We start from the raw sequence: 25,854 nt of genomic DNA on the forward strand, positions 1-25,854 counted from the left end.
GGACGACGATATTAGTGTGCCCCGCTTAAATTGAACAAATCGTGGCAATAGCTGTGAGTGGAGGGATGAGACTTGCCAATGGGCAATGATAACATGTATCATTACATAGTAGGTTTAACGCAGGAAATGAAGGCGGTAAGCGCCCGTTCAATAACAGAAAAGAGGGAAACAAGTGCCAACGCCAAGCATGGAAGATTATTTGGAACGCATTTACCAACTGATTGATGAGAAGGGTTATGCTCGTGTCTCGGATATCGCAGAGGGGTTAGAGGTGCATCCTTCGTCCGTCACCAAAATGATTCAGAAGTTGGATAAGGACGATTATCTTGTATATGAGAAATATCGGGGACTGATTTTGACACCGAAAGGGAAAAAGGTCGGCAAACGGTTGGTTGATCGCCATCAGTTATTAGAGCAATTTCTGGATATGATTGGGGTTGACAAGGACCTGATATATAAAGATGTGGAAGGTATTGAGCATCATTTGAGCTGGGATTCCATCACCCGTATCGAAACATTGGTTGAGTATTTTCGTCGGGATGAAGATCGCTTGCGCCAGCTTCATGACATACACAAGGAATTGAGTGGAGATTCCTAAAAGCATCTGTCCTTACGGACGATGCTTTTTTATTTGTCCCGACCGCAACAAATATCCGGTTATTAGCGTCTATCCATTATATAGCAGGACAAGATAGGGGTTAAAATTAACAGGGTTAGCGGAGGATTGTAATAATATGAATCGAAAGAAAATAGTGGCATTGGCTGCTGGCCTACTCTTAGCAGTGCAGACTGCCATCGTTCCTGGAGTTCAAGCAGCTCCAACTGGTAATATTGAAATTATATTGGACGGACAGTCCCTGCAAAGTGACGCGTCACCGTATATTGTACAGGGAGCCAATGTTACGATGGTTCCTTTGCGAGTGATTAGTGAGGGATTGGGCGCTCAGGTCAACTGGTCGGAATCGTCCGGTACGGTAACGATTACAGCACAGAACAAAAATATATCTATGGAGAACGGTGCACAAAGCGCTACAGTGAATGGCAAGTCAGTTCGACTGGATGCATCTGCCCGTATGACAAGCGGGAGAGTCATGGTGCCTCTGCGTTTTGTTGGGGAAGAGTTGGGATTAAAAGTGGATTGGCAAGCTTCAGAGCGAGTTATTACGTTAAGCAGTGGTAAGGAAGGTGTCTCTACTGGCGGGAACACTTCTGCAGGAAGCAGCGGCTCTATATCAGATACGCCTGCATCTGGCAATCAGGAGAGTGTAAGTACAGATCAGGGAGCCATCGATGATGAGCAGGCGGTTGTCACTTCACCGTCAACGTCTACTAGTGAGGACGGTTCAAGTTCTTCACAGGCAAATGTTGTTCAGGTAAAGGCTTCAACTTCCATGCGTGGAGCATGGATTTCTACCATTAACGGAGATTGGCCTTCTTCCGCTGCCCGAAGCAGCTCAGAGAAGCAAAAGCAGGAGTTTACTAAAATGCTCGATGATTTGCAGGGGATGGGCATCAATGCAGTATTTGTTCAGGTTCGTGCCAGCGGCGATGCGCTCTATCCGTCGAGTCTCGTACCATGGAGCAAGTATTTGACCAACACCCAAGGTAAAAATCCAGGCTATGATCCCTTGAAATTTATGATTAGCGAATCGCACAAGCGAGGGATGGAATTCCATGCCTGGTTTAATCCGTTCCGTGCGAATTCTACAGGAACAACCAGCGGCTTGGCTGCAAATCATGTGGCTAATCAACATCCAGACTGGATTGTTAAGAATGGTAGCCAATTGTACATCAATCCAGGAATTCCGGCTGCACGTCAGCATGTCATTACGGCGATTATGGAGGTCGTGAACGGATATGACATTGACGGCGTCCATTTGGACGATTATTTTTATCCTTACAGCGGGACTTTTGATGATGATGCGACCTTCAAAGCATATAATACCAACAAAATCTCTAGCAAGGGCGACTGGCGGAGAGATAATGTGAACAGTTTTGTTCGCGATTTGGGCAAAAGCATTCATGCCAGCAAGTCTAAAGTTCAATTCGGAATTAGTCCTTTTGGGGTATGGCGTAACAAATCTCAGGACTTAACGGGTTCAGACACGAAGGCAGGCGTTACAGCGTATGATACGACGTTTGCGGATGTAAGAACCTGGATTAACAAAGAATGGATTGATTATGTAGCTCCACAAATTTACTGGAGTATCGGTTTCCCAGCGGCGGGATATGACAAGCTTGTCGCATGGTGGTCCAATGAGGTCAAAAACTCAGATGTTAAGCTGTATATCGGTCATTCTCCTTATAAGATCGGCACCCCTGAAAAGGGCTGGCAAACGGCTCAAGAGCTAATTAAGCAGCTTGAACTGAACGAAGATTATAAACAGGTCAAAGGGGATATTTACTTTAGTGCACAGCATTTGCGTAAAAATCCATACGGACTCATTCAGCTTCTTCAAAATTATTATCAAATGTGATATAAATTGGATCATATAGGTTCTATTTGGGCCTCCGTTCTCATACATAAGCAGTAGAACTGCTTACTCCCAAGAGAACGGAGGTTTTTTGATCTATGCTGATCAATGCTGTGTTCCAGGGTGGAGGGGTTAAGGGAATTTCGCTGGCGGGTGCAGTTAAGGCTGCGGAGGAGCATGGAATTGTATTCAATCGTTTGGCAGGTACATCATCAGGTGCTATTGTAGCTGCTTTATTGGCTGCGGGATACTCTGCGGATGAAATGAAAGCCGTAATTGAGAAAACCCCCTTGGTCAAGTTGTTACGACGTTCTCCAGTGTTCAATATTAAGTGGGTTGGACCAGCAGCTCGTATCTTTCTTAAAAAAGGGCTCTACTCAGGGGAGGCACTGGAGCACTGGGTACGTGAGCTGTTACGAGCTAAGGGAGTGCGTACGTTCGCGGATTTACCTCCTGGCAAACTGCGCATTATTGCATCAGATATCACGAATGGACGCATTCTGGTGCTTCCTGAGGATATCAAACGTTTTGGTATCAATCCCTCTTCACTGGAGGTAGCTAAAGCCATTCGGATGAGCACAAGTATCCCTTATTTTTTTGATCCCGTTATGTTAAGGCTTGATTCTGCACTTGCCAAGGGAAAGACTTTTTCTCAGCAATTTGTATTTGTAGTTGATGGGGCTTTACTAAGCAATTTGCCGTTGTGGCTTTTTGATGAGCCTGTAAATGAACGTGAGGCCAAAACGATTCCAACGGTAGGGTTTCAAATGGTGGGCAAAACGGGGACGGAGACCAAAGTTTCTTATATACGGGGTCCATTGACCATGCTGCAGGCTATTTTTGATACCATGCTATCAGCACACGATGAACGATATATTGAGCAGGAGAATCGGTATCGGACGATTAAAATTCCAACATTGGGTATCCGCACTGCACAATTTAACATTTCTACAGAGCAAAGTGATTTGTTGTATGCTTCCGGTGTGCAGGCAGGGGATGCTTTTTTCCACAAATGGAGCATCACTTCTTACCAGCAGCAGTATAGCAAGTACCAATTGATGAAGGATACCATGTACGCTATGAAATAAACACTAACTCGCAGTTAAAGTTAATTTAAAAGGGTGTAAAAAAGGAGCCTCTTCCCGGTCATATTTGAATACGCGGGTGATGGCTCCTTTGTGCTACATTTTAAAGGATGATTATCATTAATGATATTTAGGTTGTTCTTCTTCATTTTTGCCCTTGGAACCTTCAATTACATGAAAAGGATACGCTTTGCGCTTGCCTGTAGTCTGCTGCTTACGTGCGTTGGCTGTTTTGGCCATGGTGCGCACAGAGGGTTTGATTTTGGGAGTACGATTGCGTTGCCCTGGCAGGTATTTGTATAGCAGAAATATAACTGCAAAAACAAGGACGGGAATTAGTAAACTCATGAGAAAGCCCCAGCTTCCTCTCCATAGCATATCCACAATCCCATATGCACCCAAAGCAAGGGTAAGCCAGAAAATAACGGCATGTCTGTTCATTATTCACTCATCCTTTCACAGGATCAAGGACCGGACTGTTGAAGGTCTCCTTTACAGGTACGTTTTCCAACTCAGCATCCAATTCAAGCATACGCTTAAATGAGGCAATGGATACCTCCACTTGATCATCAGTCGGTTCTTTGGTGGTAAGTAGTTGCAGCCACAGACCGGGGTAACCTAAATAACGAAGTACCGGAATTTCACGAAGAGCATTGGTCAGCTTGAGAAATTCAAAAGAAAGCCCCAGTACGATCGGAAGCAGTAGAAGCCGTTGCCCCATGCGCTCCCACAGATTATCGTAGGTAAATAGGGAATAGACAAGTACTCCGATGATCACGGTCAGCATAATAAAGCTACTACCGCAGCGGTAATGCAGACGGCTGTATTTTTGTACATTGGCCGGGGTTAGTTCTTCCCCTGCTTCGAATGCTGTAATTACTTTATGCTCTGCGCCGTGATATTGAAACAGTCGCTTAATTAACGGAGTTTGGGAAATACCCCACAAATAAGCCAGTAGCAGAATCAGCTTAATAGCTCCTTCTGCGAGGTTATGCAAAATTTGGCTGTGAAACAAGCTACCGAATAGGAAATCCTCTACAATAACCGGAACGAGAGTCAATACAATTTTGCCAAACAGGAATGACAAAATACCGACTGCCGCCACACCGATCATCATACTCAGACTCCAGCGAGATTCTTCTTTTTTCTTTTGCTCAGCGCGTTCTTCCGGATCTACTTCATCATCAGCATACGCATCGGCTGAATAGTTTAAATGCTTGGTACCCTTGGCGCTGGAGTCGATGATGCTTACAATCCCCCGCAATAAAGGAATTCTGCGGAATTTGGATACCCAGGATTGCTCCTTGCGTGGTACTTCCAAATATGTGATTTCGCCAGTTTTGCGGCGAACTGCCGTGACATTGACACGCTTGCCGCCGAACATGACACCTTCAATGACTGCCTGACCGCCGTAGCTCACAGGCTTGGATGCTTGTGACAACCGTCTCACCTCTCTTAATACATGCTTTTTTGTATATTGTATCGAATTTGGAAGGGAATATCTAGTTAGATGAAACTGAGTGTAGTAATTAGGCCACTCCAAGCTAAGATTCTGCTTTTAACGGAGAAGGTAGAAATTCTTATCGTGGAGAAAGCTCATGCCACAGGCTTATAAAAAAAGCATTTATGGAGCTCAGACTGCTCACATAAATGCTACTCATTATAAAACCGAATGAATATTTGGAGACAACTTATTGCGTAATTGCCCCGACAACCTGGTCAACCAGCCCTTTTGAAGAGAGGGGGCCGCCAAATGTCCATGTCGTACCGCTCAGTGAATAGGTACGTTTTTCTTTAACGAAATTCAGACCGTTCCAGACCGAATTATTTTTCATGGGTGCGCCGAAAACATTATCGTCCGGCTGAACAATATAGATAAAGTTGCTGTCCTGAACGGCAGACAGAGCTTCAATGCCTACGGTTGAAAAGCCATACTGTTCAACTTTGCTCGGTTTCCAATCGTTAATCATGCCGATCTTCGCCAGTGTTGCCACGACGACTGAGTTATCTGAAAACATACGAAGGCTGGCCGCATTTTGCGAAGTGAAAGCCTGTGTCAGTATATAATGATAATCCGACTTGCCAGCAGCGGTGAGCTTTTCTTTGGCTTCAGCATAATGCTGATCCAGTTCGGCAAGCACCTGCTTAGCTTTGTCTTCTTTTCCAAGAGCAACTGCGATGCTATTAAAAATTTCTACCATTTTATCATGATCGTAGCCGTTACCATCGTTCAGATTATATTCGATCGTCGGAGCGATGGCCTTGAGTTGCTCATAGATAGCCTCATTTCCATCAACATTGGAAATGATCAAATCCGGCTTCAATGCAGCAATCGCTTCCAGATTCGGCTCGTTACGCGTGCCGACATCGACCACGCTACTATCGAGAGCCGCCTCCGGTGTCACGTACACCTTGTAGTTGGCATTGTCTGCATTACCAACCGGCTGAACGCCCAGCGCAATCAAATCCTCTGTAAATGTCCATTCCAGCACTACGACACGCTGTGCGGGCTTGTTGAGCGTGACCTCACCACGATTATGCTTTACCGTCACAGGACCAGTCGCTGTGTCAGTCGGTTTGCTACCCGACGTGGCTGCCTGATCTTTATCCGATGCTTTGTCGGCTGCTCCGCAACCTGCCAGAGTGAGCGTAAAAACCATTAACAATAAAATCCCGATTAATCCCTTTTTCATAGAAGCGTTCTCCCGTATATATGTTTTTAGGAAATGATAATGATTATCATTTTCATCATTATATTATGATAGAGGATTGAAATTTTGTCAATGTAAAAAACGGGTCCGTACCCTCAATTGGAAAGCTGCCATTATTCAGCATTCCTGTTCATTGTTAAACTATTCCCCCTTGGAGCATACTACCTAGCAAAATGGAATGCAGAATCCGATGGACGTACATGCATTTCCGATTGCAATTGTCTTTACGATGGGAAAAGTTTGCATATTGAAAGGGGATTAAACAACATGAGTGAAACCTACTCTATACCCAAGATAGGACATGAACAGGAGCAGTCTCGCGGATCTCAGGATCAACGTCATCATAACGACAGTGGTAGAGGCAGGCAGCAGTCAGGCAAAATACATACGCCTCTCATTCCTTTTGCACTTGAGTTGGGTTTTTTTGCGGGTTTACTCTGGGGATTGCTGCGCTGGCTGTTTTATAAGTTGCATTTTACGGTAGTAGCGCCTGGCTTTCTCGCGGAGCCTTTTTTCAAGCATTCGTTTATGAACACCATGGCGGGACATCTGGTAGGGCTACTTTTTTTTATTGGATTATCCGTCGTAGCTTCACTGGTGTACACTCTGTTGCTGCGCAGATTTAAGGGTCCTATACCCGGAATTGTGTATGGTCTGATTTGGTGGGTTGTTTTATTTGTATTAACAGGTCCTAAGCTAGGAATGATGAATGCTCCTGATCGGTTAACATGGAATTCCTTATATACGGAAATTTGTGTGTTTATACTGTGGGGACTATTTATCGGATATACCGTTGCTGTCGAGTATACGGATGAAAGAAAGCGCGAGCCTGAGAAAGCTGAGGGCTGAACGTAACAAAAACTTCTCAAGCGCCTATCCCCTGTGTTAAAATAGCATTTGGTTATTTGACAGAGGGGAGCGGAATGAAAGATGAAGAATGACCGGGTGTTAAAGCTGCGGCAGGCGCTGGGCGAGCATAATCTGCGGGCTATGCTGATTACTAGCCCTGTCAATCGTCGATATTTGACAGGCTTCACAGGTTCGGCGGGTTATGTGCTGATTACGGAATCCCATAGCTATTTGCTGACTGACTTTCGCTATATGACACAAGCGACCGAACAAGCCGAAGGCTTCACGGTGGTGCAGCACGCTGCACAGGTCATGGAAACGGTGAAAGAATTACTGTCTTCCCATCAGATCAGCGAAACAGGCTTCGAGCAAGACGCTGTAACTGTTGCGACGCATAAAGCTTATAGCGAAGATTTGTCACCTATTTCACTGGTTCCGGTGTCGGGCATTGTGGAGAAGCTACGGGTGTACAAGGATGCAGAAGAGCTGGAAGTGATGCAGCGGGCAGCGGATTTGGCAGATGCTACATTTGCACACATTTTACCTTACATCAAGCCGGGTGTCAGCGAGCGTGAGCTGGATCTGGAAATGGAATTCTTCATGCGCAAGCAGGGAGCTACATCCTCTTCATTTGACACAATTGTGGCTTCCGGGGTTCGTTCGGCATTGCCTCATGGCGTAGCCAGTGCTAAGTTAGTACAAGCAGGCGAGCTAATTACGTTTGATTTTGGTGCGTTGCTGGATGGCTACTGCTCCGATTTGACACGTACAGTGGCTACACAAGGGGATTTAGCGCCTCAGTTGCGTGAGATCTACGATATTGTGCTTAAGGCGCAGCTTCACGCACTCGAACATATTAAGCCGGGCATGACAGGCCGTGAAGCGGATGCACTGACCCGGGATATTATTGCTGGCCATGGCTATGGAGACAATTTCGGTCACAGCACAGGTCATGGTCTGGGTCTGGAAGTACATGAATCAACACGCCTGTCTAAGGCAAGCGATGATATTCTGGAGCCGGGTATGGTGGTAACGGTCGAGCCAGGTATTTATGTGCCTGGATTGGGCGGTGTACGGATCGAGGATGATATCGTTATTACAGATAGCGGCATCAAGGTATTAACACATTCGAGCAAAGAATTTACAGTCGTTTAATAACGATAACAGTCCTGTAGGAGGGGTATTTTAGTGATTAACGTTAATGATTTTAAAACAGGATTGACCGTCGAGGTAGACGGAGATATTTTTACGGTGCTGGATTTCCAACACGTAAAACCGGGTAAAGGTGCGGCATTCGTGCGCTCCAAGCTTAAAAACCTGCGTAACGGCAACACTGTTGAACGTACATTCCGTGCGGGTGAAACGATCGGCCGCGCGCAAATTGAAAACCGTGGTGTGTCTTACCTCTATGCGAGCGCAGACGAGCATACATTCATGGATAACGAAACATACGATCAATTCACACTTTCCAGCGATCAACTGAAATGGGAACTTAACTTCCTGCAAGAAAACATGAATGTAAACATCATTAGCTATAATGGTGAAATTCTCGGGATTAACCTGCCTAACAGCGTAGAGCTGAAGGTTATTGACACTGAGCCGGGTATTAAAGGTAACACCGCTACAGGTGCTACTAAAAATGCAAAAGTTGAAACAGGACTGAACGTTCAGGTTCCATTGTTTATCAACCAGGACGACGTATTGCTGATTGATACACGCGATGGTAAATACATTTCCCGCGCATAAATTTTGCAGCTTTTAGATTTCCTCTGTCCTTGTTAAGGGCAGGGGATATTTTTATAAGCACTAATATTAAAAAACAATGGCTCCGTACAGCACTTTCGTATTATACTGTACTAAAGTTATGCCGCAGGATGTCACGTTCAAGTCGTTTGGTGCCATCTCAAGGTTACATACTGTTGAGTCTGAGGGAGTGAATATCGTTGTCTTTGTATGTCATGAAATTCGGAGGCAGTTCCGTCGGTGACACGGAGCGCATGAAACGCGTGGCAAAACGCGTTGTGGAGAAACAGAGTGAAGGGCATCAATGTGTAGTGGTTGTTTCCGCAATGGGAGACACGACAGACGAACTGATTGACCAGGCCAAATTGTTGAATGAGCAGTTGCCTGCACGTGAGTTGGATATGTTGATGACGACAGGTGAACAAATTTCAATCGCCTTGTTGTCGATGGCTATTCAGCAGTTGGGTCATGAAGCGGTATCGTTTACGGGATGGCAGGCTGGTTTCCGTACTGAATCTGACTTTGGTCGAGCACGGATTACGGATATTCAACCTCAGCGTGTGCTGGATGCACTGAGCAGCAACAAGATCGTTGTTGTAGCTGGTTTCCAAGGGATGTCTGCAGAGGGAGACATTACGACGCTGGGACGTGGTGGATCTGATACGACGGCGGTTGCGCTGGCGGCGGCGATTCAAGCGGACGCCTGTGAAATTTACACGGATGTGGACGGCATATATTCAACAGATCCACGGATCGTGAAGGTTGCTCGTAAGCTAAAAGAAATTTCTTATGATGAAATGCTGGAATTAGCTAATCTGGGTGCAGCTGTATTGCATCCTCGTGCGGTAGAATATGCCAAACATAACCGGGTACCGCTGATTGTGCGGTCCAGTTTTAACCATAATGAAGGAACGGTCGTAAAGGAGGATGCAGTAATGGAACAAGGCGTTGTAGTCAGTGGGATTGCATATGATAAAAATGTAGCAAGAATCAGTATTTTGGGCGTCGCCGATATCCCCGGTGTACTGGCGAAAGTATTTGGAACACTGGCGGCAGCCAAAATTGATGTAGACATTATTGTACAGAGCGGGGTTGAAGCTGGTAAAGCGGATTTCTCCTTTACAGTAGCTCTGACGGATCGTGAAGCAGCACTGAAGACGCTGGAAGGTATTCGTGGAGAGCTTCCGTACCGTGAAGTAACGTCTGAGGAAAACCTGGTGAAGGTGTCCATTGTAGGTGCAGGAATGGTTAGCCATCCGGGTGTTGCTGCGCAAATGTTTGCCGTACTGGCAGAGCAAGGCGTTAGCATTAAAATGGTAAGCACATCTGAGATCAAAGTATCGTGTGTAATTGAAGCGGGTAAACTTCATGAGGTTATTCAGGCGTTGCATACAGCTTATAACCTGGACACCGAGGAGCAAGCGTTTGTGGGTGGACCGCAGGACCGTCGTTAATAACTGCAACGTGAGATCTAGACACTGAATATGTCTAATGTGAACGATGCTTATGATAGGTAAAGGTTGATACAGGCCCTCTATTTATAGTTTGATAAATCATAGAATACAGCAGTAGGATAAGAGGTTGTTCCATCAGTGAGAGTTAGACTGAGGGGCAGCCTCTTTTTTTGCTGAATCTATCTTTTCTACCCAAGGGTATCCCTTAGCCGACAAGGCTTTGAGAGGCCCTTTTTTATTTGTGCGAATTAGAGAATGGTGCTTAAACAAGCGGGAGAAAGGTCTGTTGAGTGTTGATAGGAGTTAGCAAAAGTTTGCCTAGGTTTTCAATATATTTTCGGCATAAAAAGCGAGAGTCAACCATAGACTTGTCTTAAAGAAAAAGGACAACTGTGAGGGGGCGGCATCGGTATGGAATGGCTGGAGTTATTTCCCGAACCGTTGCACGGTATACTCGGAAGGCTTCCAGAAACGGTATTTAAGCAACTGGAAGAAATCCGGGTCAGGGAAGGAAGGCCGTTGGAAATTAATGCAAATGGTGATCATCATTTTGTAACGTCTGCTGGTCGGCTGACTTTGAACCATGTGGAAGCCTATAAGCCTGACCGTGAGGATGCCCACCGACTGCTGGATTTTATCAGCAATCATTCCCTGTATACCATGGAAGAGGAGCTTCGTAAAGGGTTTATTACGATCCCTGGCGGTCATCGTATTGGCTTGGCAGGGAGAACCGTGCTCAACCGAGGACGAGTGGAGCATTTGAGGGATATAAGCAGCTTTAATGTAAGAATTGCTCGTGCAATTCCCGGCATAGCTGATCGGATATTGCCTTATGTAGCAGATCGAATGTCCGGGAAAATCCGGCACACCCTCATTTTGTCCCCTCCTCAGCATGGCAAAACGACACTGCTTAGGGACTTGGCTCGGCAACTCAGTTACGGAGGGATGGAAAGCAACGGGGGGCGACGGAATGGACTCAAGGTAGGCATTATAGACGAACGCTCTGAGATCGCTGGTAGTCACAAAGGTATCCCCGGTTTTGATGTCGGGCCTCGCACCGATGTATTGGACGGATGTCCGAAAGCAGAAGGCATGATGATGATGATCCGCTCGATGTCACCGGATGTCCTCATTGTTGATGAAATCGGACGACCGGAAGATGCGGAGGCGGTGCGCGAAGCGCTTCATGCAGGCATTGCAGTCATTGCTTCCGCACATGGTCGCGATGTGGCTGAAATGGCGACCCGGTCTGCGTTTGCTGGATTAACTACAGGACAAGAGCTGTTTCAACTCTACGTCATGCTGGAGCGGACGAGCCGGGGCGTCTCATTTCGGCTGGCAGATGCCAAGCAGCGCAGGCTTACACTGCCTGGAGAAGGGCAGAATGGGGGCATCTCCTATGCTTAAGCTGCTGGGTGCAGCCTTGGTTATACTGGCCGCTACGCTGGCAGGCTGGCAGCGGGCAAGGCAGTTTGCGATGAGGCCGCGGCAAATCAGGGAGTTGATTCTTGCGCTGCAAAGATTGACCACCGAGGTTTCCTACGGGGTGTCTCCGCTACCAGATGCTTTCGCCAAGACAGGAGAGCCCTTGCGAGAGCCGCTGCGCACTCTGTTTCAGCAAGCCTCACGCTGGATGCACCCCTCTTTTGGCCTGACTGCCAGAGAAAGCTTGCATAAAGCTATTGAAGACTCGTGGAGCCGTTCCTCTATGAAGCAAGCCGAGAAGGAAGCGATGCGGCAGCTTGCTTACAGTCTTGGAACCAGCGACCGTGAAGACCAGATCAAGCACATTGCGCTGACCATCCAACAGTTATCCCATGAGGAAGCGCAGGCGCAGGCAGATCAGGTGAGGTACGAGCGTATGAGCAGGAGCCTGGGACTGCTGATCGGAGCATTGATCGTCATTTTGATCTATTAGCGGGGTGCTCGAATGAATTTAGAAGTGAACGCAATTTTCCAGATTGCCGGAATTGGCATTATTATCGCTATGATTCATACCGTATTAAAGCAAATGGGCAAAGAAGACATGGCCCACTGGGTAACGGTCATTGGTTTCGTCGTGGTCCTGTTCATGGTGGTGCGAATGCTGGATAACCTTCTGCAAGAGATCAAATCTATCTTTCTTTTTCAGTAGGTGGACACATGGAAATCATTCAGGTGGTGGGCTTCGCCCTCATTGCCACAGTCCTCATTTTAGTCATTAAGGAACAGAAGCCGATGTTTGCCTTTTTGATTGCAACAGCTGCGGGAATCGTCATTTTTTTGCTGCTGATTGGCAAGATCGGATCTGTGGTTGCTGTACTGGAGCGACTGGCCCGGTCTTCAGGCATGGATATGATCTATTTTAAAACCGTATTGAAAATAATCGGTATCGCTTATATTGCTGAATTTGGAGCGCAAATCGTTCGGGATGCAGGACAAGACGGGATTGCTTCCAAAATTGAGCTTACCGGAAAGGTACTCATTATGGTGCTCGCAATCCCGATTATCAGCATTATTATTGATACCATTCTGAAGCTGATGCCCGCCTGAGGGGGTGATGCCATGAAAAGGCTAGGGGGCATGCCGAATCTCAAAGTAATTGCAATGTTGCTGCTATGTCTCTGGTGTGCCTCAGCTGCGGTCCTCTTTGCAGATACACCGACAAACGAATGGATCAGACAGCAGGCAGAGCAAATGCCCAAAGATGAAGTAGAACATTATTGGGACGGGCTCATGCAGCAATACGGCGGATTTTTCCCTGATCAGAAAACGCCTTCCTTCATGGACATGCTGCTTCCAGGCGGTGAAGGGTTCAGCATAAAGGGTGTATTGAGCGCTATAGCTGATTTTTTCATCCATGAAATCCGAGTAAACGCCAAGTTGCTCGTCACCATCGTTATGCTCAGCATTATGAGTATGGTGCTGGAAACGCTGCAAAGTGCTTTTGAAAGCAAACAGGTCAGCAAAGTGGCCTACGCTATCGTATACATGGTCATTATCATTCTGGCGATTAATAGCTTTAGTGTAGCGATTGGTTATGCCAAAGAAGCGATTGATAGCATGATTCACTTCATGATGGCAATGTTGCCTTTGTTGTTTACCATGTTAGCCTCGATGGGTAACGTCGTAACAGTTTCGGTGACCCACCCGCTGATTGTATTTATGATCAACACAGTCGGAACAGTCATTCATACGCTGGTTTTCCCGCTACTGTTTTTCTCGGCTGTGCTGTACTTGGTCAACTCGCTGACAGGCAAATACAAACTGACCCAGCTAGCCGATCTGTTGCGGAACGCTGGAGTAGCAGTGCTGGGAGTGTTGCTGACCATATTTCTAGGAGTCATTTCGGTACAAGGCTTGACATCGTCAGTTACTGACGGATTAACGATCCGCACAGCCAAATATATTACAGGTAGCTTTGTTCCGGTGGTCGGCAAGGCGTTGGCAGATGCGACAGATACAGTCATTTCGGCTTCGCTGATCGTTAAAAATGCCATTGGTCTGGTAGGAGTCATTATTATTTTGTTCCTGTGCGCATTTCCTGCTCTCAAGATTCTGACACTGGCTCTCATTTATAAAGTGACAGCAGCGATCATGCAGCCTTTGGGTGATACGCCTATCGTGGAATGTCTCGATGCGATCGGCAAGAGCATGATTTATGTTTTCGCGGCACTGGCGGCAGTGGGGTTAATGTCCTTCCTTGCGATTACAATCATGCTCGCAGCAGGAAATATGACGGTCATGATGAGGTGAACCAATGTACGTAAACCAACAAGGGGGGAGGGGAGTGACGTGACCTGGCTGGGAGGTTGGCTTAAGGAACTGGTGCTAATCGTGTTGCTGGCTTCTTTTGTCGATATGATCTTACCGAGCCGATCTATGGAAAGGTATGTCAAACTCGTTCTCAGCCTGCTTATTCTGCTGACGTTGCTGTCTCCGGTCGTGCGCTTACTGAGCAGCAGCCCCTCCGAGGTTTTAGGGCGAGCATTGGATCTTCAACGTCAGGCTGAGACAGGCAAGAGGGAACCGACATTGGAGGAGATTTTGGCAAAAGGCAGCCAGTTAAAGCAACAGCAAGAACAAAGCTCCATGCAATGGGCTGGCAAAGAGGTAGCTAAGGAAATGAAAGGACAATTGGAACAGTATACTGGGTTAGCAATTCAGTCGGTCCAGGTTACCCTTGCAAAGATTCAACAGAAGGAATCGGGGCTGGAGGCAGGAACGGGTGTCCAGTCGGTAGTGGTCAAATTGGCGGAGCAGCAGCCAGAAAAAGAAAAGAAAAACACAGACGTCTCGCCTGGTGCAGATGCTAAGCCGATTATGGTGGAGCCTGTGGCCGAAAAGACAGTGAATATTCGTGTGGAGCCGACACATACAAAAACTTCAGATTTTAATGAAGGAACGCGAGAAGATGATCGTAATCCTGATAAAACTGCTGAGGACGGAAAGCCAACGGATACGAAAGCTTTTGACTTAATTACAGGACTTCTACGTGAAAAATGGGGGATAGACAGCAAAAATGTTCAGGTGGTTTCTTCGCAGGATGGAACACATGAATGGTAACAGGAGGTGAGCAGAAATGAGCAAATGGCTGAAAAAGCTCGAGCGATGGCTGGGTGGAGGGGCGGATGGGGCGAAAAGATTCAACTCATTTCGTTGGCTGCTTATACTTGGCCTTATCGGTGTAGCGATCATGCTTTTTAATTCATTCGTTAATGTGAAAAAGGTCGATCCAGAAAACGTAGGGCGTGAGCCGCCTGGCGTGATGAAAAATGAGCCTACATTAGAGACAACAACAGGTGAAGAAAGTTCCTTTGCCGGGATCGAGAAGGTTTTTGAGGACAATATGAAACAGATGCTGGAGCAGATTGTTGGCGTAGGAACCGTCGATGTCATGGTTACGGTAGATTCCACCGAAGAAGTTATCGTTCAACGCAATGTAAAAGATATGCAGGAAGAGAACAACGAGACGGACGCCAATGGTGGACAACGGCACACTACTCAATATACACGTGATGGCGAGATTGTCACCTATGAGTCATCAGGTGGTCAGCACACCCCGATTGTGACAAAAAAAGTAAAACCGCAGGTGAGGGGAGTGCTTGTTGTGGCTATGGGGGCAGAAAACCCTACAGTGAAGCAGCTAATTGTCGATGCTGTACAGAAGGGACTAAATGTACCTTCCTACAAAATTTCAGTCGTACCGCGCAAGCAGGGATAATATGGAATTGAGGAACAAAGAAGTTTATATTTTAAACCATTAATGAATATGGAGGACGGAACATGAATAATAAAAGACAAACCGTTTGGCTGGTGTCCATGCTGAGTTTAATGGTCGTGCTGTCTGCGTATTATTTGTTTACGGAGGACTCGAGCCCTGCAAATCCACCAGTAGCCGATAGTGAGCAAGTGAGCAAGGTTAAGCAGGATGCCGCACAGGAAGCAACGACGAAGGCAGAGGAACAATTGAACGAACTGAAGGTAAATGAAGTAGTGACGAATGGCGAAGTAACTGATGGAGCATCAGCAACTTCCACAAAATCGGATACGGCTTCCACAACTGACCCAGCAACGGAAAACTCAAAAGGCGATAAAGATACGGCAGCTGCCCCTACTACTGAACCGGCGACATCCGATCAAAACACAACTGCGACTAAAACGGACGCGACAGCACAAAGTGACGACAAAGCAACCTCTACAGCCAAAACCGACCAGCAGGTACTGGATCAAGTGGCAACCGATCAAGCTGCCCAACCTACAGCAGCAGCAGTGATTGACAACTATTTGCTGGAACGGGATGTGGAAAATCAGAAGAAAAATGATGAACTGACTACCGCAATGAACGACAGCACACCAAAGAAAGCTGCGGAGGCTCAAAAGGAATTACATGTACTTGAAGATAAACAGGCTAAAATTACTGGAATTGAAGAAGAGCTTCAGCAGCAGTTCGCCAATGCGGTCGTCCGTGAGGAAGATGCTGATAAATACAAAGTAGTGGTTCTGAGTGAAAAATTGGATGCTAAGCAAGCGGTAACAATTGTCGATAAAGTCATGAAGGAACTGAATGTAACGCAGGATAAGATCAGTGTCCAGTATGTTACACAATAAGACAAAAAACGCGAAAAAGCCCGGATTTCTGCATTATTCCGGGCTCTTTCTATTTTTAATGATTGTGATATAATACATAAAGCTGTTTCAACAATGTTATCAGCAACCGGCAAAATGCTGAAGGAGTGATTAATAGAGATGTTTAAATTAAGCGAGATTAAGGAATTGATCAAGCTGGTGGATGAAACGTCTGTGCATGAGCTTGAAATTGAAAATGAAGGAACTCGCCTGTTGATCCGGAAACCGGGCAAAAGCGAGATCGTTACGGTACAGGCTCCTGTGGCAACACCTGCTTATGCAGTCGCACCACAAGCTGTTATTCCAAATCCACAAGTACAGTCCGATGTTGGACTTGCAACTGCTGGGGAATCGAGGGAATATGCAAGCAATCTACATAAAATCGTATCTCCGATGGTAGGCACTTTCTATAGTTCTTCATCTCCGGATACGGCTCCGTATGTGAGTATCGGCAGCAAAGTGGGCGAAAAAACAACGGTATGTATCATTGAAGCGATGAAGCTGATGAACGAGCTGGAAGCTGAAGTGAAGGGCGAAATTGTGGAAATTTTGGCCGAAAACGGACAGTTGGTCGAGTATGGCCAGCCATTGTTCCTTGTGAAACCGGAGTAAAAAGCTTGTTTGAACCCTCTTTTGAGGGTTCGGCAAGACTACTCCCAGGGAGGATAAAGTCATGACATTTCAAAAAGTATTGATTGCGAATCGTGGAGAAATTGCGGTTCGTATCATTCGCGCTTGCCGCGAAATGAATATTTCGACAGTTGCCGTATATTCGGAAGCTGACAAGGATTCGTTACATGTGCGTCTCGCAGATGAGGCTTACTGTATCGGACCGACGCTATCTAAGGACAGCTACCTTAATTTTACGAATCTGATGAGCGTTGCTACATTGACTGAATGTGATGCCATTCATCCAGGTTACGGATTTTTGGCGGAAAACGCAGACTTCGCTGAAATTTGCGAATCGTGTAATATTACGTTTATTGGTCCTTCTCCTGAAGCCATTAACAAAATGGGAGATAAGGCCGTAGCCAAACAGACCATGAAGGATGCCGGAGTTCCGGTTATTCCGGGTTCAGACGGGCTGGTTGAGGATTTGCAGGATGCGATCAGCATCGCACGTGATATCGGATATCCGGTAATTATCAAGGCCACAGCAGGTGGCGGAGGTAAAGGTATTCGTATCGCCGAAGATGAGGATAACCTCATTCAGCAAATCACTACCGCTCAGCAGGAGGCGCAAAAAGCATTTGGCAATGCGGGTGTCTACCTGGAAAAATACTTGACCGGTATGAAACACGTGGAAATACAGATCATAGCGGACAAGCATGGTAATGTTGCCCATTTGGGCGAACGGGACTGCTCTGTGCAGCGTCGTCGTCAGAAGTTATTGGAGGAAGCACCATGTCCTGTACTATCGCAGGATGTTCGTGAAGAAATGGGTCAGGCAGCTGTTCGTGCAGCTTTGGCCGTTCAATACTCTGGTGCAGGTACTCTCGAATTTTTGCTTGGCCCGGACAATAATTTCTATTTCATGGAAATGAATACACGTATTCAGGTAGAACATCCAGTAACAGAAATGATTACTGGTGTAGACCTGATTAAGGAAATGATTTCTGTCGCTGAAGGACATCCGCTTTCCTTTACGCAGGAAGAAGTCACCATCAATGGCTGGGCGATAGAGTGTCGTATTAATGCTGAGGATCCGGATCGTAATTTTATGCCTGCACCGGGTAAAATCGGATTTTATCTGCCTCCAGGCGGTCCTGGAGTACGGGTAGACAGCGCAGCATATCCAGGTTATAGCATTCCTCCTTATTATGACTCTATGATCGCCAAGCTGATTGTGTGGGCACCTACACGGCAAGATGCAATTGCCAAAATGAAGCGGGCTTTGTCTGAGTTTGCTATTGAGGGCATACCCACAACGATTTCTTTTCATCAGCGCTTGCTAGAGCATCCTACCTTTATTAAAGGCGATTTTGATATTAAATTTTTGGAGGAAAACGAAGTTTAATCGGTATATTTCCTCAGTTTGTCATAATGAACGCCAAATGATATAGTATGGATAATAAGTGAGCATGTCTGCTTTGAAATCCAAAGCTGGAATGAAACTTATTTTGACCGAAAGGTGTTGAAGGTATGAGCACAGTGCCAACCGAATTCGAACGTACAGAAATTGGGGAGATTCAAATTGCCCCAGAAGTTATTGAAGTCATTGCCGGACTGGCTACCGTTGAGGTACCGGGCGTTGCGGGAATGAGTGGCGGATTTGCTGGTGGGTTTGCCGAATTGCTAGGCCGCAAAAATTTATCTAAAGGTGTAAAAGTGGAAGTCGGACAGCGTGAAGCTGCTGTAGACGTCTCCGTCATTATTGAGTACGGTAACCGTCTGCCTGAGGTGGCTGCTGCTATTCAGCATAATGTTAAGCGTTCGATTGAGAACATGACAGGTCTTAACGTTGTTGAAGTGAACGTGCAAATTCATGATGTTCAATTCAAAAGTGCCGAAAAAGTAGAAGAGCCGGAAGTGCTGGGCGCCGGACGGGTTAAATAGAGCGATACTTTGTACAAACCCCCGACCCTTATGGGTCGAGGGTTTACTCTAATTTAAGGAGGCTGTGCGTTTCGTGGCTAAAGTTATGGACAGACTTCTGCTGTTCTTGTACAGCTTAAGTATCGGAATTATTTCCATTCTCGCCATCCTCCTCCTGAGCGGGGCCATTCCGTATGTTTTAAGTATTGAGGATGAGCGAGTGGTGTGGTTTACCAGCCTGATTATTGCAGGGGTTCTGTTGTTATTGAGTCTTCGTTTTTTTTATATCTCTATTCGACGGAACCAAACCGTACAGCATTCTATTGATCAACGAACGGAATATGGTGACATTCAGATTTCAGTGGACACCATTGAAAATTTGTGCCTCAAAGCAGCTTCCCGATTTCGCGGGATGCAGGATTTGAAAGCACGCGTTCGCGTGTTAGAATCGGGACTTGATATTACGATTCGGGCGGTTGTAGACGGGGAAAGCTCCATTCCGGTGTTAACCTCCGAGGTACAGAAGGGGGTACACGATCATGTGGAAGAAATTACAGGAATTCCTGTGTCCAATGTGTCGGTGTACATCGCTAATGTTTCTCAGTCACCCAGCTTTAAGAGTCGTGTGGAATAGAGGTGATTTTCCCTGATGCCCTGGAAAGAAATATGGGGAAGTTACAAGGGCCGGATCATGGGGATCACGGCTGGTATTTTTTTCGGTTTTATTTATTTGTGGGCAGGCTTTTGGAATATGTTGTTCTTTGCATTGATGGTGTTCATCGGATATACGCTAGGAAGACGTAGCGATTCAGCGCTTGGTTCATTCCTCCCTTGGAAGGAATGGGGCGATTGGTTGTCGCAGCGTTGGCGTCCTTTTAAATGAACCCTGTGATACGTGTTCTCCAAAATAGAGCTGTAGCTTCTTTGCGCCCAACGTTTTGGAGGATGCGTTCACAGGTTTTTTTGTGGAAATTGGTTAGAATGAAAAATAGATATAGGCAAGCGTAGGAGGCAGGGCATGAAAAGACGTCTGGCGAGGGAATTAGCGGTACAGAGTATGTACCATATGGAAATGAATGAAGTGGATGCGGCAGCAGCCGTGGACATGTTGCTTCAGGAAGCCGCTGAGGAAAACGAAGCGGAAGTTGTCGTTAAAAACGCGGCAGTTTTAAGAGCGTATGTTTTGGAGCATGTGCGGGGTACGTGGGAGCACAAGGAAGCCATTGATGGGCTGTTGGTGGATTATCTTAAAGGCTGGCAGATCAGCAGACTTTCACGTGTAGATCGTCAAATTTTGAGACTTGCGGCATATGAGATGATTTTCCGTGAGGATGTTCCAGCTAAGGTAGCTGTTAATGAAGCGATTGAATTGTCGAAGCACTTTGGTACCGAGGAATCCGGTAAATTTGTTAATGGTGTACTGGGACGAGTGATTCAAGAACTGGAGCAATTGAAAGCACGTTTTTAAGTAGAGACTACTGAATCAGGTTGGAGAGTGGATAAACATGTCAGCACCGATCATTGATGGTAAACAAATCTCTCAGGATATTCGCGCAAGCATTCAGCAAGAGGTCATTCGTCTGAAAGAGCACCGGTTTCAGCCGGGACTGGCTGTTGTATTGGTAGGCGAAGATCCCGCTTCGCAGGTATATGTTAAAAACAAGGAAAAGGCATGCCATGATCTCGGCTATTACTCAGAGGTTCACCGGTTAACAGCAGATACTTCGCAGGAAGCATTGCTGGAACTGGTGGACAAGCTGAACCATCAAAGTACTATCCATGGAATTTTGGTACAACTGCCGTTGCCAAAGCATATTCATGAAAAAGCTGTCATTGACGCGATTGCAGTGGAGAAGGATGTGGATGGATTTCATCCGGTGAACGTAGGAAATTTGGTCATCGGTGACGATAGTCTATTGCCTTGTACTCCTGCTGGAGTCATTGAGTTAATCAAGCGTGCTGGAGTGGAGATAGCTGGTAAACATGCGGTAGTTATTGGTCGCAGTAATATCGTAGGCAAGCCAGTGTCTTTATTGTTGCAGCGTGAAAATGCTACGGTTACGATGTGCCACTCCCGTACAGCGAATATCGCGGATCTAAGTCGACAAGCGGATATCTTAGTCGTTGCGATCGGCAAAGCCAACTTTATTGATGCTTCGTTCGTGAAGCCCGGAGCGGTAGTGATAGATGTGGGGATGAACCGTCTGGAGAACGGAAAGTTGGCGGGGGACGTTGATTTTGAGAGCGTGAAGCAAGTGTCTGGTCCGATTACGCCTGTTCCCGGCGGAGTAGGCCCGATGACAATTACGATGCTGATGCAAAATACGCTTGTAGCGGCCAAGCGGTCGCACGGTTTGGCATAAGGGCAGCTGCCTGTGGCTGAACAACGTATTTACTCTATAAAGGACCTGAATCGTTATATCCGGATGAAACTGGAATCGGATCAGGTGCTATCTGATGTATGGATACGCGGGGAAATTTCTAATTTTACGCATCATTCGAGTGGTCACATGTACTTTACGCTCAAGGATGAGGGGAGTCGCATACGTTCGATTATGTTTGCAACCCATAATCAGCGGCTCCCTTTCGTACCGAAAGAAGGTACGCGTGTTATTGCCCGGGGAAACGTATCCGTGTACGAACGAGATGGACAATATCAGTTTTATGCAACTCAAATGCAGCCTGACGGCATAGGAAGCCTTTATCTGGCTTACGAACAGCTCAAGCAAAAGCTGGATGCAGAGGGACTGTTTGATACTGCTCGTAAGCGTAATCTCCCTGCCCATCCGGCAACCATTGGCGTGATTACGTCACCGACCGGAGCGGCTGTGCGTGATATTATTACGACACTTCAACGGCGATACCCGCAGGCTGGAATTGTGTTGTATCCTGTGCTCGTACAAGGAAAAGGTGCCGCACCCTCGATAATCAAGGCAATTGAAGCTATGAATCGTATGCAAGAGGTTCAGGTGATGATCGTCGGACGGGGAGGTGGCTCGTTGGAAGAACTGTGGGCTTTTAATGAGGAAGCGGTTGCGCGCGCCATTTACGCATCGGTCATTCCGGTTATTTCGGCAGTTGGACACGAAACGGATTTTACTATTGCCGATTTTGTGGCTGACTTGCGTGCGGCAACGCCAACCGCAGCAGCCGAGTTGGCTGTGCCTAATCAGGCAGAGCTACGGGATCAGCTGCTCCAACGTGAGCAACGGTTGCGCAACGCCCTCCGGCAGCGGCTGGAAACCAGCCGTGAACGCTTGGCGAGGCTTCAGCGTTCGCCAGTCCTGCTGCACCCACGCCGTTATATGCTACAGCATGCAGAGCGAATGGACATGCTGCATCAGCGGCTGATTCGCGCAGCGGGTAACCGTTCGCGTTTGAACGCAGAAAAGAACGCACGTATGCGTCAGGTACTAGAGCGGTTTAATCCGCGTGAACAAATTCGTTCGGCACGCAAGCAGACGGATATGGCGCAACGTCAGCTGGAGTCTGCGATGCGTGCTATTACGAAAACGGGACGGCAGCAGTTGCACACGGGAATTCGTCAGCTGGATGCGCTGAGCCCACTCAAAGTCATGGCCCGAGGCTATAGCTTGGTATACGATGAGCAGGAGAAACGGCTGATTAAGTCGCTCAAAGACGTACAGCCGGGAGATTCCATCAAGATTAAAGTAAGTGATGGGCAGTTGGACTGCCAAGTATGGGGAATGAAGGAGGACGCGAAGCACGGTGGCGAATGAAACGGAATTGAATTTTGAAGCGGCTATGGCCGCTCTTGAAGAAATTGTCGGACAACTGGAGCATGGAGACGTTCCTCTGGAGCAAGCCATTGATTTGTTCCAGCGGGGGATGAAGCTGTCTCAGCTTTGCAGTCAGAAGCTGGAGCAGGTTGAACGTAAAATTGAAATGATCGTGGAAGAGGATGGAGATTTGCGCAAGAAGCCTTTTGGCGGTGGATTGGATGAAAACGGCGGTGAAGGGCTTGAATAGACCGTCGTTCAAGGAATATTTGACCGGGACGACGGATGTAGTTTCATCCGCACTGATCGAGCAGTTCCCGGTCGATTGGAACATTCCCGCTGTTCTTCGAGAATCCATGAATTACTCACTCACCGCAGGCGGAAAACGGCTGCGGCCTCTGCTTGTGATCGCTGCTGCTGAAGCATTCGGTGGAAGTAGGGAAGCTGCGCTGCCAGTGGCATGTGCGGTAGAAATGGTACATACGTACTCCCTCATTCATGACGACTTGCCAGCCATGGATGATGATGATTATCGGCGAGGTAAGCTGACGAATCATAAGGTATACGGCGAGGCGGTTGCTGTCCTTGCGGGTGATGCTTTGTTGACCCATGCCTTTTACAGCATTGTGCAAGCAGGACGGCGTCACGGTGTTTCATCCGATGCGCTATTGTCCATTGTCGAGGATTTGTCCGAAATGAGTGGCGCGCGGGGCATGGTAGGCGGACAGGTTGCCGATATGTCAGGCGAGCAAGGAATGACGGGGATCGAGGAACTGGAATATATCCATCTTCATAAAACTGCTGATTTGATTATTTTCTCGCTCTTGGCAGGTGGACGGATTGGTGGGGCGGACAAGAGTCAATTAGAGGCGCTTCGCCGTTTTGGACGAGACTTGGGGCTGGCTTTTCAGATACAGGACGATATACTGGACCTCATAGGCGATGAGAGCAAAATGGGTAAGAAAACGCAAAGTGATGTTGAACAGGAGAAGGTTACCTATCCGTATTTCATTGGTATGGACGCATCTTTGCAGCAGGTGGAGAAACTCACCGCATCTGCTAAAAAAGTGATAACAGAGAGCGGTATTCCCGATTCTTCTCGTTTGCTGGAGATAGCCGATTACCTGATGAAGCGTGATCATTAGTTGCCTTAGAGCTGTTTTGACTTGTCTGCGTTTAAGCACAGTCAAAAAGTGTGATATAATACTTGTTAACTTTACACACAAACTTGAAGGAAAGCGGGGAGATATGCGTGCTGCTTCCACACATAAAGCAACCAGGCGATCTGAAATCACTGTCGGTTGAGGAGTTGGCTTCTCTGGCCGAGGAAATCAGGAGCTTTTTGATTGAGAAGCTGTCCGTGACTGGGGGGCATCTGGCATCGAATCTGGGAGTGGTTGAGCTCACGATCGCCCTGCATTATTGCTATAACAGTCCGAAGGACAAGATGATTTATGACGTTGGGCACCAAGCCTACGTACACAAAATATTGACAGGGCGAATGGATCGTTTTGATACACTTCGTCAGCGTGATGGACTTTGTGGTTTTGTAAAAAGAAGCGAGAGTGAGCATGATGTTTGGGAAGCCGGTCATAGCAGCACTTCTCTGTCGGCCGCAATGGGAATGGCTTTGGCTCGAGATTTGAAGGGCGAGGACAATAAAGTCATTGCAATGATCGGAGACGGCGCGTTGACTGGGGGGATGGCCTTCGAAGCGTTGAATCATATCGGACATGAGCGCAAAAATTTAATGGTCATTCTGAATGACAACGAAATGTCCATAGCACCTAATGTGGGGGCCATGCATAATTATTTGAGTAAAATCCGCTCGGACCGTCATTATTTGCGAGCAAAAGATGAGCTGGAAGTTTTGCTGAAAAAAATACCCGCGATCGGCGGTAAACTTGCCAAATCGGCTGGCCGTGTCAAGGACAGTCTTAAATATATGATGGTGCCTGGTGTACTGTTTGAGGAACTGGGACTTACGTATCTCGGTCCAGTGGACGGGCATGATTTGCCGAAGCTAATCGAAACCTTCCAGCAGGCTGATAATGTCACTGGCCCTGTATTGGTGCATGTCGTAACCACCAAGGGCAAGGGCTATAAACCTGCAGAGGCAGATTCACACAAATGGCACGGAATCAGCCCTTACAAGATTGAATCGGGTCAGGTACTCAAAGCTGTAGGTAATCCGATGTATACGGAAATTTTCGGCCGAACGCTGATTGAGCTGGCTGAGCAGGATGAGCGCATCGTTGCGGTCACGCCTGCTATGCCTGGTGGATCAGGACTGGTACCGTTTAGTAAAGAGTTTCCTAGCCGTATGATTGACGTCGGCATTGCTGAACAGCATGCAGCTACCATGTGTGCTGCGTTGGCAATGGAAGGGCTGAAACCGGTGTTTGCGGTGTATTCGACTTTTATGCAGCGTGCTTATGACCAGATTGTGCATGATATCTGTCGTCATAATGCGAACGTAATGTTCGCGATTGACCGTGCAGGTTTTGTTGGGGCTGACGGAGAAACTCATCATGGCGTGTTTGATGTGGCATTCTTACGTCATATCCCGAATCTTGTGCTTATGATGCCAAAGGATGAGAACGAGCTACGCCATATGATGAAAACAGCGCTCGATTATGAAGACGGTCCAATTGCTTATCGTTACCCGCGTGTTAATGTGGTTGGCGTGCCGTTGGATAAAGAATTACAGGCTATTTCCATCGGCAGTTGGGAGCTCCTGCGTAAGGGTGAGGGCTTTGCTGTAATTGCATCAGGACCGATGCTCCAGGTGGCGACAGAGGCTGCGGAGGCGATGAAACGTGAAGGGTTGCAAGTGGGCGTAGTGAATGCCCGTTTCCTGAAGCCTTTGGACGAGGATATGTTGCGTGAGCTGGCTCGTCAGCATACGAAGCTGATCGTATTGGAAGAAGCTTCTGAAGCAGGAAGCTTGGGTAGCGCTGTACTGGAATTTTACGCCAAAGCCGAAATACAAGAGGCGCAGGTGCGCCTAATGGGGATTCCCGATCTGTTCGTGGAGCATGGCTCCATTAAAGAGCAGCGTGCTGAAGTAGGGCTTACCATTGAAGATGTATGCTTAAAGCTGCGTAAATGGGCTGCTGAACCAGCATATGGCATGGGACAGTCCGTATAGGGTA

The 25,854-nt window shown here is 47.1% G+C and carries 29 protein-coding genes; 26 read left to right on the forward strand and 3 right to left on the reverse strand.

What is annotated here, in order from left to right; all coding sequences use genetic code 11:
• Positions 1–172 precede the first annotated feature (172 nt).
• The 3 genes from mntR (at position 173) to MHB54_RS23790 (ending at position 3,562) form a co-directional block, all read left to right on the forward strand.
• On the forward strand, positions 173–598 hold the full coding sequence (gene mntR, locus MHB54_RS23780) for a transcriptional regulator MntR (protein WP_007430946.1): 426 nt from the start codon (positions 173–175) through the stop codon (positions 596–598).
• A 136-nt stretch (positions 599–734) separates the two neighbouring features.
• On the forward strand, positions 735–2,477 hold the full coding sequence (locus tag MHB54_RS23785) for a family 10 glycosylhydrolase (RefSeq protein ID WP_023989267.1): 1,743 nt from the start codon (positions 735–737) through the stop codon (positions 2,475–2,477).
• Between the two features lie 95 nt (positions 2,478–2,572).
• Positions 2,573–3,562, forward strand: a complete 990-nt coding sequence (locus MHB54_RS23790; RefSeq protein WP_023989266.1) for a patatin-like phospholipase family protein — start codon at positions 2,573–2,575, stop codon at positions 3,560–3,562.
• Between the two features lie 117 nt (positions 3,563–3,679).
• Here MHB54_RS23790 and MHB54_RS23795 read toward each other — a convergent pair whose 3' ends face one another.
• The 3 genes from MHB54_RS23795 to MHB54_RS23805 all read right to left on the reverse strand — a co-directional run bounded on the left by MHB54_RS23795 (position 3,680) and on the right by MHB54_RS23805 (position 6,252).
• Positions 3,680–4,000 (reverse strand): hypothetical protein, encoded by a 321-nt coding sequence (locus MHB54_RS23795; RefSeq protein WP_023989265.1) that lies wholly within the window; start codon positions 3,998–4,000, stop codon positions 3,680–3,682.
• A gap of 7 nt (positions 4,001–4,007) precedes the next feature.
• Complete coding sequence (locus MHB54_RS23800) at positions 4,008–5,000, reverse strand: DUF1385 domain-containing protein (RefSeq protein ID WP_028540591.1); 993 nt, start codon at positions 4,998–5,000, stop codon at positions 4,008–4,010.
• Positions 5,001–5,250: 250 nt separating this feature from the next.
• On the reverse strand, positions 5,251–6,252 hold the full coding sequence (locus MHB54_RS23805) for an ABC transporter substrate-binding protein (RefSeq protein ID WP_264453622.1): 1,002 nt from the start codon (positions 6,250–6,252) through the stop codon (positions 5,251–5,253).
• A 285-nt stretch (positions 6,253–6,537) separates the two neighbouring features.
• Here MHB54_RS23805 and MHB54_RS23810 point away from each other — a divergent pair, with 285 nt between their 5' ends.
• From MHB54_RS23810 to dxs, 23 genes are all read left to right on the forward strand, one after another.
• The gene (locus MHB54_RS23810) at positions 6,538–7,119 is read left to right on the forward strand and encodes a YqhR family membrane protein (protein WP_023989261.1); all 582 of its coding nucleotides are present in this window, start codon (positions 6,538–6,540) and stop codon (positions 7,117–7,119) included.
• Between the two features lie 81 nt (positions 7,120–7,200).
• Positions 7,201–8,274 carry a M24 family metallopeptidase gene (locus tag MHB54_RS23815; RefSeq protein ID WP_053325698.1) on the forward strand — a complete coding sequence of 358 codons (1,074 nt, stop codon included), beginning with the start codon at positions 7,201–7,203 and terminating at the stop codon, positions 8,272–8,274.
• Between the two features lie 33 nt (positions 8,275–8,307).
• Positions 8,308–8,865 (forward strand): elongation factor P, encoded by a 558-nt coding sequence (efp, locus tag MHB54_RS23820; protein ID WP_023989259.1) that lies wholly within the window; start codon positions 8,308–8,310, stop codon positions 8,863–8,865.
• Between the two features lie 197 nt (positions 8,866–9,062).
• A complete protein-coding gene (locus tag MHB54_RS23825) occupies positions 9,063–10,316 on the forward strand; it encodes an aspartate kinase (protein ID WP_028540593.1) in 1,254 nt (417 codons plus the stop codon).
• 411 nt (positions 10,317–10,727) lie between these two features.
• Entirely contained in the window at positions 10,728–11,723 is a 996-nt protein-coding gene (spoIIIAA, locus tag MHB54_RS23830; RefSeq protein ID WP_023989257.1) for a stage III sporulation protein AA, read from the forward strand.
• Positions 11,716–12,234: a stage III sporulation protein SpoIIIAB gene (gene spoIIIAB / locus MHB54_RS23835; protein ID WP_029517252.1), complete on the forward strand. Its 519-nt coding sequence runs from the start codon at positions 11,716–11,718 to the stop codon at positions 12,232–12,234. The genes spoIIIAA and spoIIIAB overlap by 8 nt, the downstream gene beginning before the upstream one ends.
• A 12-nt stretch (positions 12,235–12,246) precedes the next feature.
• The gene (spoIIIAC, locus tag MHB54_RS23840) at positions 12,247–12,450 is read left to right on the forward strand and encodes a stage III sporulation protein AC (protein ID WP_010345636.1); all 204 of its coding nucleotides are present in this window, start codon (positions 12,247–12,249) and stop codon (positions 12,448–12,450) included.
• Between the two features lie 8 nt (positions 12,451–12,458).
• Complete coding sequence (spoIIIAD, locus tag MHB54_RS23845; RefSeq protein WP_013310826.1) at positions 12,459–12,848, forward strand: stage III sporulation protein AD; 390 nt, start codon at positions 12,459–12,461, stop codon at positions 12,846–12,848.
• Positions 12,849–12,860: 12 nt separating this feature from the next.
• On the forward strand, positions 12,861–14,051 hold the full coding sequence (gene spoIIIAE / locus MHB54_RS23850; RefSeq protein WP_264453624.1) for a stage III sporulation protein AE: 1,191 nt from the start codon (positions 12,861–12,863) through the stop codon (positions 14,049–14,051).
• A gap of 39 nt (positions 14,052–14,090) precedes the next feature.
• A complete protein-coding gene (gene spoIIIAF / locus MHB54_RS23855; protein WP_023989254.1) occupies positions 14,091–14,861 on the forward strand; it encodes a stage III sporulation protein AF in 771 nt (256 codons plus the stop codon).
• A 16-nt stretch (positions 14,862–14,877) separates the two neighbouring features.
• Positions 14,878–15,519 (forward strand): stage III sporulation protein AG, encoded by a 642-nt coding sequence (gene spoIIIAG / locus MHB54_RS23860; RefSeq protein ID WP_023989253.1) that lies wholly within the window; start codon positions 14,878–14,880, stop codon positions 15,517–15,519.
• 62 nt (positions 15,520–15,581) lie between these two features.
• Positions 15,582–16,406, forward strand: coding sequence for a SpoIIIAH-like family protein (locus MHB54_RS23865; RefSeq protein WP_053325695.1), 825 nt, complete (start codon positions 15,582–15,584; stop codon positions 16,404–16,406).
• Between the two features lie 138 nt (positions 16,407–16,544).
• On the forward strand, positions 16,545–17,036 hold the full coding sequence (gene accB, locus MHB54_RS23870) for an acetyl-CoA carboxylase biotin carboxyl carrier protein (RefSeq protein ID WP_023989251.1): 492 nt from the start codon (positions 16,545–16,547) through the stop codon (positions 17,034–17,036).
• 61 nt (positions 17,037–17,097) lie between these two features.
• Complete coding sequence (gene accC / locus MHB54_RS23875) at positions 17,098–18,441, forward strand: acetyl-CoA carboxylase biotin carboxylase subunit (protein WP_023989250.1); 1,344 nt, start codon at positions 17,098–17,100, stop codon at positions 18,439–18,441.
• A 125-nt stretch (positions 18,442–18,566) separates the two neighbouring features.
• Positions 18,567–18,980 (forward strand): Asp23/Gls24 family envelope stress response protein, encoded by a 414-nt coding sequence (locus tag MHB54_RS23880; protein ID WP_028540595.1) that lies wholly within the window; start codon positions 18,567–18,569, stop codon positions 18,978–18,980.
• Between the two features lie 73 nt (positions 18,981–19,053).
• Positions 19,054–19,593 (forward strand): alkaline shock response membrane anchor protein AmaP, encoded by a 540-nt coding sequence (amaP, locus tag MHB54_RS23885; RefSeq protein ID WP_013310819.1) that lies wholly within the window; start codon positions 19,054–19,056, stop codon positions 19,591–19,593.
• Between the two features lie 15 nt (positions 19,594–19,608).
• Complete coding sequence (locus tag MHB54_RS23890) at positions 19,609–19,842, forward strand: DUF2273 domain-containing protein (RefSeq protein WP_023989248.1); 234 nt, start codon at positions 19,609–19,611, stop codon at positions 19,840–19,842.
• 135 nt (positions 19,843–19,977) lie between these two features.
• On the forward strand, positions 19,978–20,427 hold the full coding sequence (nusB, locus tag MHB54_RS23895; protein ID WP_013310817.1) for a transcription antitermination factor NusB: 450 nt from the start codon (positions 19,978–19,980) through the stop codon (positions 20,425–20,427).
• Positions 20,428–20,464: 37 nt separating this feature from the next.
• On the forward strand, positions 20,465–21,322 hold the full coding sequence (folD, locus tag MHB54_RS23900) for a bifunctional methylenetetrahydrofolate dehydrogenase/methenyltetrahydrofolate cyclohydrolase FolD (protein ID WP_071558532.1): 858 nt from the start codon (positions 20,465–20,467) through the stop codon (positions 21,320–21,322).
• 12 nt (positions 21,323–21,334) lie between these two features.
• Positions 21,335–22,699: an exodeoxyribonuclease VII large subunit gene (gene xseA / locus MHB54_RS23905; RefSeq protein ID WP_023989246.1), complete on the forward strand. Its 1,365-nt coding sequence runs from the start codon at positions 21,335–21,337 to the stop codon at positions 22,697–22,699.
• Positions 22,689–22,949, forward strand: coding sequence for an exodeoxyribonuclease VII small subunit (gene xseB, locus MHB54_RS23910; RefSeq protein WP_013310814.1), 261 nt, complete (start codon positions 22,689–22,691; stop codon positions 22,947–22,949). Before xseA ends, xseB begins: the two co-directional genes overlap by 11 nt.
• The gene (locus tag MHB54_RS23915) at positions 22,921–23,844 is read left to right on the forward strand and encodes a polyprenyl synthetase family protein (RefSeq protein ID WP_068941553.1); all 924 of its coding nucleotides are present in this window, start codon (positions 22,921–22,923) and stop codon (positions 23,842–23,844) included. The genes xseB and MHB54_RS23915 overlap by 29 nt, the downstream gene beginning before the upstream one ends.
• 107 nt (positions 23,845–23,951) lie before the next feature.
• Complete coding sequence (gene dxs, locus MHB54_RS23920; protein WP_023989244.1) at positions 23,952–25,850, forward strand: 1-deoxy-D-xylulose-5-phosphate synthase; 1,899 nt, start codon at positions 23,952–23,954, stop codon at positions 25,848–25,850.
• Positions 25,851–25,854 lie beyond the last annotated feature (4 nt).

This window comes from Paenibacillus sp. FSL M7-0802, from assembly GCF_038004945.1.
Taxonomy (GTDB): Bacteria; Bacillota; Bacilli; order Paenibacillales; family Paenibacillaceae; genus Paenibacillus; species Paenibacillus polymyxa_B.